This is a genomic window from Thermoanaerobaculia bacterium, assembly GCA_018057705.1.
Lineage (GTDB): Bacteria > Acidobacteriota > Thermoanaerobaculia > Multivoradales > JAGPDF01 > JAGPDF01.
The window spans coordinates 31,988-45,666 of the sequence record JAGPDF010000034.1 but is presented as its reverse complement, the minus strand read 5'-3'; the positions used below and the strand labels follow the sequence as shown (position 1 = coordinate 45,666).

Annotated in this window: 10 protein-coding genes; 2 read left to right on the top strand and 8 right to left on the bottom strand. The window is 67.1% G+C overall.

The annotated features are described in order from the left end of the window. The coding region (locus KBI44_12250; protein ID MBP9145248.1) for a 23S rRNA (cytosine(1962)-C(5))-methyltransferase RlmI at positions 1 to 437 on the bottom strand (437 nt) is incomplete at its 3' end. A 3-nt stretch (positions 438 to 440) separates the two neighbouring features. Next, a complete protein-coding gene (locus KBI44_12245) occupies positions 441 to 1,433 on the bottom strand; it encodes a tetratricopeptide repeat protein (protein MBP9145247.1) in 993 nt (330 codons plus the stop codon). 118 nt (positions 1,434 to 1,551) lie between these two features. Here KBI44_12245 and KBI44_12240 point away from each other — a divergent pair, with 118 nt between their 5' ends. Together KBI44_12240 and KBI44_12235 are read left to right on the top strand one after the other, a co-directional pair. Then, positions 1,552 to 2,919, top strand: a complete 1,368-nt coding sequence (locus tag KBI44_12240; GenBank protein ID MBP9145246.1) for an HlyC/CorC family transporter — start codon at positions 1,552 to 1,554, stop codon at positions 2,917 to 2,919. Positions 2,920 to 3,309: 390 nt separating this feature from the next. Further along, on the top strand, positions 3,310 to 6,318 hold the full coding sequence (locus KBI44_12235) for a TonB-dependent receptor (protein ID MBP9145245.1): 3,009 nt from the start codon (positions 3,310 to 3,312) through the stop codon (positions 6,316 to 6,318). A 521-nt stretch (positions 6,319 to 6,839) separates the two neighbouring features. Here the strand turns inward: KBI44_12235 and KBI44_12230 are convergent. Genes KBI44_12230 through KBI44_12205 form a run of 6 tightly spaced genes read right to left on the bottom strand, consistent with a single transcriptional unit; the run spans position 6,840 to position 13,615 of the window. Then, the gene (locus KBI44_12230; protein ID MBP9145244.1) at positions 6,840 to 8,597 is read right to left on the bottom strand and encodes a proline--tRNA ligase; all 1,758 of its coding nucleotides are present in this window, start codon (positions 8,595 to 8,597) and stop codon (positions 6,840 to 6,842) included. Positions 8,598 to 8,640: 43 nt separating this feature from the next. Then, entirely contained in the window at positions 8,641 to 10,512 is a 1,872-nt protein-coding gene (locus KBI44_12225) for a tetratricopeptide repeat protein (GenBank protein MBP9145243.1), read from the bottom strand. Beyond that, positions 10,499 to 11,350, bottom strand: a complete 852-nt coding sequence (locus KBI44_12220; GenBank protein ID MBP9145242.1) for a 3-hydroxybutyryl-CoA dehydrogenase — start codon at positions 11,348 to 11,350, stop codon at positions 10,499 to 10,501. The genes KBI44_12225 and KBI44_12220 overlap by 14 nt, the downstream gene beginning before the upstream one ends. 45 nt (positions 11,351 to 11,395) lie before the next feature. Beyond that, the gene (locus KBI44_12215) at positions 11,396 to 12,364 is read right to left on the bottom strand and encodes a polymer-forming cytoskeletal protein (protein ID MBP9145241.1); all 969 of its coding nucleotides are present in this window, start codon (positions 12,362 to 12,364) and stop codon (positions 11,396 to 11,398) included. Positions 12,365 to 12,374: 10 nt separating this feature from the next. Beyond that, positions 12,375 to 13,001, bottom strand: a complete 627-nt coding sequence (locus tag KBI44_12210; protein ID MBP9145240.1) for a zf-HC2 domain-containing protein — start codon at positions 12,999 to 13,001, stop codon at positions 12,375 to 12,377. Positions 13,002 to 13,018: 17 nt separating this feature from the next. Continuing rightward, positions 13,019 to 13,615 carry a sigma-70 family RNA polymerase sigma factor gene (locus KBI44_12205; protein MBP9145239.1) on the bottom strand — a complete coding sequence of 199 codons (597 nt, stop codon included), beginning with the start codon at positions 13,613 to 13,615 and terminating at the stop codon, positions 13,019 to 13,021. Positions 13,616 to 13,679: the final 64 nt, after the last annotated feature.

The window sequence follows — 13,679 nt, the reverse complement described above, 5'->3', positions numbered from 1 at the left end:
TCGTACGCCGGACCGCGCAGCTTCTCGAGGCCGGCCGAGGTGATCTGGCTGACCAGGACCGAACCGAAACGGTCGACGGTCCAGCCCGGCAGTCCGTCGCCCTCCGCGTTGAGCAGCCGGTAGCCGGTGGTTCCGGCCGGCAGCAGGCGCTGCCGCCAGCTGTCCGCGGCGCGCAGGCGTGCCTCGAAGTAGGCGGCGTCGACGCCCGCCGGCGCATGGCTCGGCGAGCCGCTCAACGGATCGCCGCCCAGCATCCGCACGCGGATCTGCGATCCCGGACTATAGAGACCGGACCCGAGCCGGGCGCCCTGCGCATCGAAAACGGAGGCGACCGCCGCTTCGCGATCGCCGTGCTCGGATTGAATCGCGCCCGAGAAGACCCAGGGATGACCGTCGCGGATCGGGCGCTCGCGACCCGGACTGAGGGTGACCCGCATCCGCTATTTCAGATAGCTCAACATCTCTTTCGCCGTGGCGAGATCCGCGTCGTCCGCGGCCGCGACGGCGATGAAGCTCTCCATGTGCTGCTTCGCCTTGGCGTTGTCGCCCTGGCTGACGTAGCACATGCCGAGCATGTAGTGGGTCTTCGGGTAGTCCGGATCGGCGGCGAGCGATTGCTCGAAGAGCTTCAGGGCCGCCGGCATCGCCCCGGCGTTGTACTCACGCACGCCCTGATTGAAAAGGTCCATCGCCGCGGCCTTCGGATCGATCGCCGCGAGCGCCGCGGAGGCCTCCTTCGCTCTTGCCTTGTTGCCGAGGGCGGTGTTGGCCTCGACGGCGACGCGCAGCGAGCGCGCGTCCTTCGGATCGAGCGCGAGCGCCTTGTCGGCCGCCGCCGCTGCGCCGGCATAGTCCTTCTCGGCGTAGAGGAATCCGGCGAGCGCCGAGTGCGCGACGCCGAGTTGCGGATTGAGCGTCACGGCCTCGAGCATCTTCGCCTTGGCGGTCGCCATGTCGCCCATCTGCGAAGCCTCGGCGGCGGCGTTGAAGGCGAGGACCGCCTTGTCCTCCGCGGTCGGCTCCTGCGGCACCGCCACGGCCGAGCCGCGCTTGATCGCCTCGGCGTTCGACAGCATCTGGAAATCCTTGCGCTCGTTCGAGCCGATGGGGATCCTCAGATCCTGCTGCATCATCTGGTACCCGTCCTTCTCGTACTTGTAGTTGTAGGTCTTCGTGGCGTCGATGAGCGTCACCGCCCAGTTGCCCTTGGCGTCGGACCTCACCTCGAGCTTGAACGACGGCTGCTCCGGCGTGGTCACGGTGAGCAGGACGCCTTCGACCGGCTTTTCGTTCTCGTCGGTGATCGTGCCGTAGAGACGGGCCTGGTTCAAGGCATGGGCGGCCGACGAGCCGCCGAGGGCGACGAGGATGGCGACTGCAGCGAGGGCGACGAGCGAGCTGGACCTACGCGAAAGTCTGCGGGTGTTGGACATTTCGAACCTCCGGCGCGTGGCTGCCCGCCGTCCAGTCACCATGCTGGCCGCATGCCGGGCGCGACGTCGGGGGCATTCTACTGCGTCCGGCGCCCGCCCATGCCTATACTTGCCCCGAATGACGATCCTCGTGTTGGCCCTGTCCGAGAGCGCCGGCGGCGCTGGAGCGGCCTCGGGCTCCATGAACCCCTGGCTCGGACTTGCCCTCGGCCTGTTGCTCGTGGCGCTCAACGGCTTCTTCGTCGCCGCCGAGTTCGCGCTGGTCAAGGTGCGTCCGACCCAGCTCGATCCTCTGGCCCTCGCGGGGAGCCGGATGGCGAAGCTCGCGCGGCATCAGGTGGCCCACCTCGACGCCTACCTCTCGGCGTGTCAGCTCGGCATCACCATCGCGAGCCTGGCGCTCGGATGGGTCGGCGAGCCCGCCTTCAGCTGGATCATGGCCCCGCTCGTGCGGATGATCCCGGGCGCCACCGAGGCACTGGTGCACTCGGTGAGCCTCACGACCGCCTTCATCATCATCTCGGCGCTGCACATCGTGGTCGGCGAGATGGCGCCCAAGTCGTTCGCGATCCGGCGACCGCAGCCGACCGCGCTGTGGATCGCGATGCCGCTCTACATCTTCTACTGGGTCATCTTCCCGGCGATCTGGCTGCTCAACCACGCCGCGAACGGCCTGCTACGCCTGGTCGGCCTCAAGTCGGCCGGAGAAGAGGAGCTCTCTCATTCCGAGGAGGAGCTGCGCATTCTGCTCTCTTCGTCGGAGATGGGCAGCCAGTCCCAGCTCAAACGCGAGATCCTCGACAACGTCTTCGAGCTCTCGCTCCGGAACGCCCGGCAGGTCATGGTGCCGCGCGCCGACGTCACCCACCTTTCGACCTCCCTTCCGATCACCGAGAACATCGCCATCGCGCGCCGGAGTGGCCACACGCGCTTTCCGCTCTGCGAACGCGACCTCGACAGTGTCATCGGCCTCATTCACATCAAGGATCTCTTCCGCACCACCTCGCCGATCACCGACATCGCGAGCCTCGCGCGGCCGGTGAAGTTCGTGCCCGAGACCACGCCGCTCGATCGCCTGCTCGGCCGGATGCAGGCCGAGCGTCAGCACATGGTCGCGGTGGTCGACGAGTACGGCGGCGTCTCCGGCATCGTCACGCTCGAGAACGTCATCGAGGAGATCGTCGGCGAAATCCAGGACGAGTTCGACACCGACCGGCCGGAGCTCACCCGCAGTGGCGACGGCCTGTTCACTCTCTCCGGCTCGATGCTGGTGGTCGACCTCGAGGACGAGCTCGGGCTCGAGCTCTCCACTCGCGACGAGGACACCATCGCCGGCGTCGTGCTCTCCGAGCTCGGCAGGAAGCCCCGCGTCGGCGACCGCGTCGTGCTCGGCCCGGCGCAGCTCGAGGTTCTCGAGGTGCAGGGGAACCGGATCCGCTCGCTCGGCCTGGAGCTCGCCCCCGGGCAGCCCTCGGCGACCCCCTGAACCGCGCCTCAACCGCCCGCCGAATCAAAATTCCGCAGATTGGTTCAACACTCTGAATTTCTTCGGAGCGCACCGGTTTTCCGTATTCCCCTACGGCCGGATGGATCGCGCAACCCATTGATTACAGGAATTTTACAAGGCTGACCCTTGCCCGCTGCGCCCCCCCGCTTCTGGCACGCTTTTGGTAAGGAAGGCTGGTGGTTCGGGTACGCGAGGGGACAGCGGTGAGAGGGGGGGTTCGAGGCCCGAGATGCTCGAGCTCGAGTGCCTCGAAAGGGTGACAAGGCCCCAAATCCTTGTGTTAGGCTTTTCACACCGCTGTAACCAAGTTGCGCTGGTTGGAATCGTTCCGCCGGCGGTCCCTATCAACCTGATGGAGGTTTGATGATGTTGAACAAGAGAAATTGGCTGAATGTCGGCGTCGTTGCGGCCCTCGCCCTGGTGGCGATGTTCGCGGTCGCTCCGGCAGGCGCCCAGGAGCAGGTGGGCGCCATCGAAGGGTCCGTGACGGACGAGTCGGGCGCGGTTCTGCCGGGCGCGACCGTCGAAGCGGTCTCGGCCGGTGGCACCCGCCTCGCGGGCACCACGAACGAGTCCGGAGCTTTCCGGTTCCCCCGCGTGCCCCCGGGCACCTACGTGGTGGTCGCGAAGCTCGACGGCTTCAACCCGGCTGAGGTGACGAACGTCAACGTCCGCCTCGGCGAGACCGTCACCGCGAACATCACGCTCGCGGTCGGCGCCGTCTCCGAGACGATCAGCGTGGTCGGCGAAGCCGGCCAGGTCGACGTCAAGAGCTCGGCCACCGCGGCCTCGATCAGCGCTGAGCAGATCGAGCTGCTGCCCAAGGGCCGCGACTTCACGGGCGTCGCCACGCAGGCTGCTGGCGCCGCGAACGAGGGCTTCCTCGGCGGTATCTCGATCGACGGCGCTTCCGGTTCCGAGAACCGCTTCGTCATCGACGGCGTCGACACGACCCATCCCCAGGACGGCATCTCCGGCCAGAACATGGTCACCGATTTCGTCGAAGAGGTTCAGGTCAAGTCGGCCGGTTATGCGGCGGAGTACGGCGGTTCGGTCGGCGGCGTGATCAGCGCTGTGACCAAGAGCGGCACGAACGAGTTCAAGGGCTGGGTCGGCATGTACTACGGCGACTCCTCCATGAACGGCGACGAGCGCGCGACCCCGTATCGCTCGGATCCGTCCCTCTATCGCACGTTCGACAAGGACGACACCACGACGCTCGAGCCCGGCTTCGCCATCGGCGGCCCGATCGCGCAGGATGCGGCCTGGTTCTACGTCGGTTACACCTACACTGAGGTCGACATCGACCGCACGCCGGACGGCAACAGCCCGACGGCCAATCGCAACGACAAGAGCGAGTACCTGACCGGCAACATCAAGGGCAACGTCGGCTCGCAGTTCCTGTACAAGGTCTCGGCGAACCTGTCGCCGCGCACCGTCGACGGCAACCTCCCGAACAAGGATGGCTCGACCTCGCCGCTCGCCGATCTCTCGGTCGTCACCGAGTTCGAGACCGAGAGCTACTCGGCCTACGCCGACTACATCCCCGTCGACAACTTCTATCTCTCCGGCCGCATCGGCTTCTGGTCGGACGATACGAGCGACAGCGGTCTGGATGCGACGGCGCAGGTCTTCTTCCGCAACACGGCCTACCCGATCGCGAACAGCCCCCTGTTCCGTCCGGCCGGCTTCACCTCGTTCCCCGGCAACAACTCCACCACGACCGACCTCTGGGAGCGTGAATCGGCCTCCATCGACGGCAACCTGTTCGTCAATGGCCTCGGTTCGCATGCCTTCAAGGCCGGAATCCAGATGGAGAACATCAGCAACGAAGTCTCCTCCGGCGAAGCCGTCAACCTCTACACCTTCCGTTGGGGCCTGCCGGATCGCTTCGGCGCTGGCGTCATCGGCACCTACGGTTCGCTCGGCGTCCGCCGCTTCCGCACCGAGGGTGCTGCCGACAGCAAGAACCTCGGCTTCTACCTGCAGGACAGCTGGTCCGTTCTCCCGAACCTGACGGTCAATCTCGGTGTCCGCACCGAGCAGGAGCGCGTTCCGAACTACGGCGCGAAGGTCGATCCGACGCTGCCCGAGAACGCCATCGAGTTCGAGTACGGCGACAAGGTCGCGCCGCGCGTCGGATTCGCCTGGGATGTCCTCTCCGACCAGAAGATCAAGGTCTACGGTTCGTGGGGCATCTACTACGACATCACCAAGCTCGAGATGCCCCGCGGCTCGTTCGGCGCGGACAAGTGGCTCGAGTATCTCTTCCCGGTGAACACGCTCGACTGGCCGGCGCTCCTCGCGAGCGGCAACTGCACGCAGTCCACCAACCAGGCCAGCAACAACCCCTGCCCGGGTCTCGGCGCGCCGGAAGTCATTCTCGACCTCCGTCACCCCACCAACCCGCAGGACGCCATCGACCCGAACCTGAAGCCGATGGAGCAGGAAGAGTTCCAGTTGGGTGCTGACTGGCAGTGGACGAACACCTCGGTGCTCGGCATCCGCTACGTCAACAAGACCCTCAACAACACCATCGAAGACATCGGCTACCTGGTCAACGACCCGGTCACCGGCGTCCGCAACGAGGTCTACATCACGGGCAACCCCGGCAAGGGTCTCGTCGCTGGCGACCCGGATGGCTCGGGCCCGATTCCGGCGCAGCCGGAAGCGATCCGTGACTACGAAGCGATCGAGCTGTCCTGGAACCGCCGGTTCGCCGGCAACTGGTCGGCCCGTGTCGGCTACACCTACAGCAAGCTCGAGGGCACCTATTCGGGTCTCGCGAGCTCCGACGAGTTCGGCCGTACCGACCCGAACGTCAGCCGTGCGTTCGACGCGCTGCACAACGCGTTCGATCTCAACGGCAACCTGACCGAAGGTTCGCTCAACACCGAGCGTCCGCACCAGATCGATGCGCAGTTCATCTATCGCTTCGGCTGGGGCACCACGGTCGGCGTCAACCAGTACTACGGCAGCGGCACGCCGATCTCCACCCAGTGGAACTACGTCGGCGTTCCGTTCTTCCCCTTCGGCCGCGGCAACGCGGGCGAGACGGATGACCTCACGCAGACCGATCTGCTCGTGACGCACCCCTTCAAGATCGGTAACTTCACGCTCGAGGCCAGCATCAACGTGCTGAACCTGTTCGACGAGGACGCGGTTCTGCTCGTCGACAACAACCAGTTCGACGGTGACCTCTGCGACACCGACGCCTGCGACGGCAGCTACGACTACTTCTTCGGTGGTGGTCTGGATCCGTCGGTTGTCGCCGGTACGGAGAATCCGTTCTACCTCAAGCCCAACACGGGCGTCTCCTTCGGCAACCCCTTCCAGCAGGCCCGGACGGTCCGTCTCGGTCTGAAGTTCCTCTGGTAAGAACTGCCGCAGGCTAGGCTCGTTCGCGAGCCTTGGGAAGGCGGGAGTGCTTCGGCGCTCCCGCCTTTTTCTTTTGTCTGGACTTCACGCGTCTTGGAATCGGACCCGTAGAACACTCAGGACAGGCCGACGGCAGGGAGCTCGAAAGGAGCCCGGCGCGCAGTGGCGGGGGGCCCCGCCCTTTGGCGGAAAATCCGATGCCCGGGGTCCCGACCGAGCACTGGGATCCTTTCGAGATCCCTGTCGGCGGCCGGCGGATCGACCAAGCGCGACCTGTCCAAGGCTGATGCGAGTGCGCCGGCGGTCGGCGGCGTGGACGCGGGATCCCCGGTGCTCGGTCGGGACCCCGGTCGATCGGATTTCTTCTCTTGTCGGCGGGGCCCCCCGCCACTGCGCGCCGGGAATCCCGCGTCCACGCCACCGCCCGCCTACCGAGAAAACAGGGACAGGCACCATTAAATTAAATGGTGCCTGTCCCTGTTTTCTGTGTCCCCTTTTCTTGGAGGCCGCTGCTGGCGCCCTCAGCCGCGTTCGGCGGCGACGAGCTCGAGGGCCTTGGCGACGGCGTCGGCCACGGGCACCAGGAGCTTCTGGCGGTCGCGGCGCAGGGCGAACTCGATCTGCCCGGCGGCGAGCGACTTGCCGCCGACCACGACGCGGAGCGGAATTCCGATGAGCTCGGCGTCCTTGAACTTCACCCCCGGCCGTTCGTCGCGATCGTCGTAGAGAACGTCGAGGCCGCGGGCCGCGAGCTCGTTCGCCATCTCCTCGGCGGCGCGAGCCGACTCGGCCTCGTTGGGGTTGAGGGCGATCACCAGCACCTCGAAGGGCGCCAGAGGCATCGGCCAGATGATGCCGTCGGCGTCGTGGTTCTGCTCGATCGCGGCGGCCACCGTGCGGCCGATGCCGAGGCCGTAGCAGCCCATGATCATCGGCTTCTGGGCGCCCGCCTCGTCGGTGAACTCGCACTTCATGGCCACCGAGTACTTGTCGCCGAGCTTGAAGATGTGCCCCACCTCGATGCCGCGCGAGATCGCGAGCGCCGCGCCGCACTGCGGGCACGGATCGCCGTCGACCACCGTGACGAGATCGACGACGTCGCCCGGCCTGGCATCCCGGCCCCAGTTGGCGTTCAGGAGGTGGACGTCGGTCTGGTTGGCGCCGCAGGTGAAGTTCCGCAGTCCGGCAGCCGAGAGGTCGACGAGCAGGCGGAGCGCCGCGGGCAGGCCGACCGGACCCAGTGAACCCACCGGCGTGCCGGTCGCGGCCAGGACCTTCTCTTCGGTCGCGAGCTGCAGGTGCTCGACGTTCAAGGCGTTCAGGAGCTTCACCTCGTTGACCTCGCGGTCGCCGCGGATCGCCACCGCCACGAAGCCCTTGTCGGTCTCGTAGATCAGCGTCTTCACGAACTGGGTCTCGGGAACGGCGAGGAACTGCGCCACCTCCGCGACCGTCTTCATGCCCGGCGTGTCGCGGCGCGTCAGCTCCGCCGCGGCGGCTTCGGAGATGTTCCCCCACGGCCCCCGCGCTGCCTTCTCGGTGTTGGCGCCGTAGCCACAGGCGTCGCAGTGCGCGACCGCGCTCTCTCCGGTCGCCGCGGTGACCATGAACTCGTGCGAGGAGGAGCCGCCGATCGTGCCGGTGTCGGCGTCGACGACGGTGTAATCGAGCTTGCAGGCCTCGAAAATCCGTCGGTACGCGGCGCGCATCGCTTCGTAGGCCTCGTCGAGGCTCTCGGGCGTGGCGTGGAAGGAGTAGGCGTCCTTCATCAGGAACTCGCGGCCGCGCATCAGGCCGAAGCGCGGCCGGATCTCGTCGCGGAACTTGGTCTGAATCTGGAACAGGTTGAACGGCAGCTGGCGGTAGCTCTTGACGTCGCGCCGCACCAGGTCGGTGATGACCTCCTCGTGCGTCGGTCCGAAGCAGAACTCGCGGTCGTGGCGGTCGCGGATGCGCAGAAGCTCCTTGCCGTACTTCTGCCAGCGCCCCGATTCCGTCCAGAGCTCCGCCGGCTGGATCGAGGGCATCGAGAGCTCCACCGCCCCGGCGGCGGCCATCTCGCGGCGCACGATGGCCGAGAGCTTCTGCAGGCTCCGCCAGCCGAAGGGGAGGTAGGTATAGATGCCGGCGGCGAGCTTGCGGATCATGCCGGCCCGCACCATCAGCTGGTGGGAGATCACTTCGGCGTCGTTCGGCACTTCGCGCGTGGTGAAGAGATAGGTCTGGGACCAGCGGGTGGGGGGAGTCGTCGGGCGCGAGGTTTCGGTCTTGGGAGTCACAGGGTCACCGGGGTTTCGGAAAGGAACTGCTTCGTTTCTGCCGCTATCGCTTCTGCCGCTGCTGCACGCGTTCGAGCAGACGCGACGAGTCGCGCATGCATTCCATCATCTTCTCTTCCAGCGCGCCGACGCGCGGTTCGAGGCTCCGCGCCCGGCCGAAGGCTCCGCGCGCCTTCTCCTCGTTTCCCGAGGCGAGGTGTGCCATCCCGAGGTGGGTGAGCGTCGTCGGCGACGAGCCGAGCTCGTTCGACTTCGCCAGGCACTCGACCGCCTGATCGTACTCCTTGCGCTTGTAATGAACCCAGCCCATCGCCGCCAGGGGAAACTGCTTGAGCTCGTCCGGCGCGAGGTCGAGCGCCTGCTGCGCATACTCCAGCGCCTGGTCGAGGTCCTCCTCCATTTCGGCGAGGTTGTAGGCCATCTCGAAGTAGGCGATGGTGCGCGTGAAGTTGCTCGCCCCCTCCTGCAGGAGGAGCTTGCCGATGCGGTTGCCTTCGCGGAACTTGCCGCCGCTCCTGAGAGCGGCGATCAGGGCGGCCGACGCCGTCGCGCGCAGCATCTCGCCGGGGTTCAGCTCGAGCACCCGTCGCGTAGCGGACTCGAGCTCCTCCCATCGATCCATGGAGAGGCAGAGCATCGCGAACGACATCAGCAGGGTCGGATTCTCGGGCTCGGCGTCGAGCGCCTTCTGGTAGCTCGAGAGAGCGCGGTCGCGTTCGCCGCGCGCCCGATGCTCCTCCGCCTTCGCCATATAGCGCGCCGCTTCGGTGCCCACCTCCGGCAGCGGCGCGCCGGTCCGGCCCGACAGGAACTGCACGAGATCCTGATAGCGCAGGCGGCGGGGATTCAGCCGTTGCGCTTCGCGGAACGACGCCAGCGCCTTCTTGTTCCAGTGCCGGTCGAGATAGGCGAGCCCGAGGAGATAGTGCGCCTCCTCGAAGGCTGGGTCGAGCCGGACCGCTTCGCGGAGGCTGCGGATGGCGTGCGCCGCCTGGCCCATCTCGTAGCGGCAGTTGCCGAGCAGATAGAGAGCCTGCGGGACGCGATCGAGCAGATTCGCCTGCTCGAGGTAGGCGACGGCGCGCGAGAGATCGCCGTGAGCGGCGTAGACGGCACCCAGGCTGAAGTGCGGCAGGAAGGCGTCGGGGTACTCGGCCACCGCCTTCTTGAGCAGCCCCTCGGCGCGATGAAAGTTGCCCTGCTCGTGAAAAATGACGCCGGAGAAGACGAGCGCCTCGAAATGATCCGGCTTCACTTCGAGCACCTTCTGGAAGAAGGCGAGAGCCGCCTCGGTGTCGCCCTCGTTGAAACAGGTCTCGCCCAGGAAGAGCGCCAGCTCGTAGTTCGTCCGGTCGAGCTTCCAGGCCTGTTCGAGAGCGCGTTTGGCACGCTCGACGTCGAAGGCGAAGAGGGCGTACTCGGCGTCGTCCAGATGCTGCGCGAAGAGCTTCGGCCGGTTGCCCTGATAGAGGGCGACGACCCGGTCGCGGATCGCCATGAAGCGCTCGCGCTTCTCGAGGGCGCGCAGCTGGTAGTCCATCTTGGACTCCCAGAGGTCGCTCCACTCTTCGCGCCCCACGAGCCGGCGGCGCTCCAGGAGCTCGCGCAGGGTCGCGAAGCCGGTTTGCGAGACGAGCAGGTTCTTCTCCTGCTTCTGCACCGCGGCGACCAGCTTCTGCGCCGTCTCCGCGGTGCGCTTGACCGCCTCCTCGAGAATCGAGATGCGCTCGAGCAGGTGCTCGTCGAGCGAGAAATCCGCGCCGCGCTCCGAGTCGAACTGCTCGGATTCGCCGCCCGCTGCGCCGGAGATCACCATCAGCTTCTGATGGCAGCGTGCGCAGAACTCGCGGTCGCTCGAATTCCCGGCACCGCAGACCTGGCAGAAGACGCTGGGCAGTCCTTCAGCCGTAGGCATAGAATCCGCGCCCGCTCTTGCGCCCGAGGTATCCGGCGTCCACCATCTTCACCAGCAGGGGGCAGGGGCGGTATTTCGGATCGCCGAAGCCCTCCTCGAGCACGCGCAGGATGTCGAGGCAGACATCGAGGCCGATCAAGTCCGCGAGCGCCAGCGGGCCCATCGGATGGTTCATCCCGAGCTTCATCACTTCGTCGATCGCGGCCGCTTCGCCGACTCGCTCGTGCAGGCAGAAGATCGCCTCGTTGATCATCGGCATGAGCACGCGGTTCGAGACGAAGCCGGGCGCGTCGTTCACCTCCACCGGGGTCCGCTGGAGCTCGCGCGTCGTCGCGAAGACGGCATCGCAGGTCTCCTGCGAGGTCTGCAGGCCGCGGATGATCTCGACCAGCTGCATGATCGGCACGGGGTTCATGAAGTGCATGCCGATCACCCTGTCCGGACGGGCCGTCGCGGCGGCGAGCCGGGTGATCGAAATCGAGCTCGTATTGGTCGCCAGGATCGCGGACGGACCGAGCACTGCGTCGAGCGCCTGCAGGACCTGGCGCTTGATCTCGAACTTCTCTACGACCGCTTCGACCACGAGGTCGCAGCCGGCGAGCGCCGCGAGCTCGGCGGCCGAAGCAATCTTCTCCCTGGCCGCCGAGCGCTCGGAGACGGTGAGCTTCCCCTTCGCCACCAGACGCTCGAGGCTCTTGTCGATCGTGGCGAGCCCTTTCGCGAGCGCATTGGGCGCGATATCCACCAGGACGACGTCAAAACCCGACTGCGCGGCCACCTGGGCGATTCCGCTGCCCATCGTGCCGGCGCCCACGACGCCAATCTTCCGAACTTCCATACCGAGAGCTCCTTCCGCAGAGAGCCTAGCAAGGCTCTCGCGGGGTCAGACAAGTGCACTGTTGTCGCCGTCGAACCAGGGTTCGAAGCGGCCGAACTTCGAGCGCAGGGTCGCGCCGATGCCAATGAGCGTGGCCGCGGTCCAGGCCCAGACACCCGCCATGGGGACGAGCTTCACCAGGCCGAGCAGCGTCAGACCGAGGACGGCCGCGTGCAGCTGCACCGCACGCCGCCGCGCGATCCGGGTGACGAAGTATCGGCCGAGGCTGTGAAAGATGGCCACCATTCCCCAGAGCTTGAGCACGAGCGCGAAGAGCGCGACGAGGACGAGCAGCGGAATCCCGAGCAAAGTCGGCAGGAACGCCGACAGGAAGAGCGCCGTGAGGACGATCGCCGAAAGACCCACGAGCCCCGCCGCGAAGCAGCGCAGCGGTTCCTGCTGGACCTCCTCCGAGGTGCGTACCAGCGGCCGCCCGGCGGAGGCGAAGAGGAGCAGGGTGAGTGCCAGCCATGCGGCGACCAGTCCGAGCTTGGCACCGAGCACGAGTGGCGATGTCGCTCCGAGACCCAGGCTCGGCCCTTCGAGCAGCGTCAGCCAGGCGCGCGAGACCGTCGGGTAGGCGACGGCGCGGCCCGAGAGGCGCGACCCGCCGGCGGCCACGAGGCGGCCGCCCAGTACCAGCGCATCCCCTTCGATGGCTGCCGTCGGCGCCAGAATGAGATCGCCGCCGAGAACCGTCACGTCGCCGCGTACGGTACCCGTGACGGTGACTGTGCCGTTCAACGCCGTGACCCCTGCCAGTGCCTCGCCGTCGACCTCGACACCCCGCCCGACCGCCACGATCTGCTGGCGCGCGACGCTCCCCGCCTCGAGACGCAGTCCGGGCAGGGCAGCGGTGTCCGCGGCATCGGAAGCACTGGCGGCACCGGCGGAATTTGCGGCACCCGCAGCGAGCGGCAGAGAGAGAAACAGCACCGCGCCCCCGACGAGGCGCCGGACGACCCACAGAGACATGGGCGAGAGTCTATCGGGATTTGCGGGCTTCGGCGTTCCGGGAAGACGGGCGAAGCAGGCGCAGGAAGAGCAGGTTCAAGGCCAGCAGGAGGAGTCCGGCGCCCGCGAGATGGGTCTTCGACGCCGCCAGCCACTGCGCGAGCCCGGAGCCCAGGCCCTGCCACGAGGCGCCGAGGAGCCCGGCGCCGGCGAGAGCCGCGCTTTCGAGCAGGCGCGCCAGGGCGACGAAGGCGTCGAACGAGCCGGCGCGCGGCTCGAGATCCGCAGCGGCGCCGCCCAGGAGAATGGCGGCGAGGCCGCCCAGAGCGAGCAGCATGGCGAACGGCCAGCGCCAGACCGCCACAGCGCGGGCCTCCCACGGCGCCGGTACGAGCGCCCGCATGACTTCGCCGCTGAAGCCCTCGCGCGGCGGGACGACGGTGGCCGCGAGCTGCGCGTGCACCCGGCGCAGGCTCTCGCGTTCCTGGCGGCAATCGGCGCACCCCGCAAGATGCTCGTGCAGCCGGGCCCGCTCGGCCGGCGCCAACAGACTCTCGACGGGCTCTACCGCCGGGAGCGCACCGGGGCCCGGGGCGCCGGCGAGGGCCTCGAGGTCGAGGTCGAGGTCGAGCAGCTCACGCAGTTGGTCGTGGTTCATCGGATCTTCCTTCCCCGTCAGTTCCCGTGGCCCTCTGGGCCGAGCAGCTGCTGCTTCAGCATCTGACGCGCGCGAAACAATTTGTTCTTCACCGTTCCGAGTGGCATGGCCTTGACCTCGGCGATCTCCTCATAGGCCAGCTCACCGTAGTGGCGGAGCAGGATCAGCTCGCGGTATTCCCACGGCAGGCTGTCGATCGCCGACCGGATCGAGGCGTCGAGCTCGCGTCCCTGGAGCGCTTCGAGCGCCGAGGGCTTGCCGTCCGGCAGCTCGAGGTCGACGGTCGCTTCACTGCCTTCGTCGGCCCGCCGCGTGAGGGGGACCAGCTGGATCCGGCGTTTGCGGATGACGTCGATCGCCGCGTTCTGGGCTACCCGGAAGAGCCAGGTCGAGAAGCGGTACTGGCTATCGTAACGGTCCAGAGCCTGATACACGCGGATGAAGACCTCCTGAGACAGATCGTGCGCCTCTTCGAGATTGCGCACCATGCGATACAGATAGTTCACCAGTCGCGTCTGATACCGCTCCACCAGAAGCTCGAATCGGTCGCGGTCCCCGGAGAGGACCGATCGTACGAGCGCCTCGTCGGTGGGATCGAGCAGATCGGCCGACATGGTTACCTACGTGCCCGCGCGCGGAAAAGTTGCAGGGCAGCCCTTACGGGCAGCCGCCACGCCG

Excerpts from the sequence above, each read along its gene's own strand:
- KBI44_12205 (MBP9145239.1), bottom strand. The coding sequence starts at position 13,615 with ATGTCGGCCGATCTGCTCGATCCCACCGACGAGGCGCTCGTACGATCG.
- KBI44_12225 (MBP9145243.1), bottom strand. The coding sequence starts at position 10,512 with ATGCCTACGGCTGAAGGACTGCCCAGCGTCTTCTGCCAGGTCTGCGGT.
- KBI44_12220 (MBP9145242.1), bottom strand. The coding sequence starts at position 11,350 with ATGGAAGTTCGGAAGATTGGCGTCGTGGGCGCCGGCACGATGGGCAGC.
- KBI44_12245 (MBP9145247.1), bottom strand. The coding sequence starts at position 1,433 with ATGTCCAACACCCGCAGACTTTCGCGTAGGTCCAGCTCGCTCGTCGCC.
- KBI44_12210 (MBP9145240.1), bottom strand. The coding sequence starts at position 13,001 with ATGAACCACGACCAACTGCGTGAGCTGCTCGACCTCGACCTCGACCTC.
- KBI44_12240 (MBP9145246.1), top strand. The coding sequence starts at position 1,552 with ATGACGATCCTCGTGTTGGCCCTGTCCGAGAGCGCCGGCGGCGCTGGA.
- KBI44_12215 (MBP9145241.1), bottom strand. The coding sequence starts at position 12,364 with ATGTCTCTGTGGGTCGTCCGGCGCCTCGTCGGGGGCGCGGTGCTGTTT.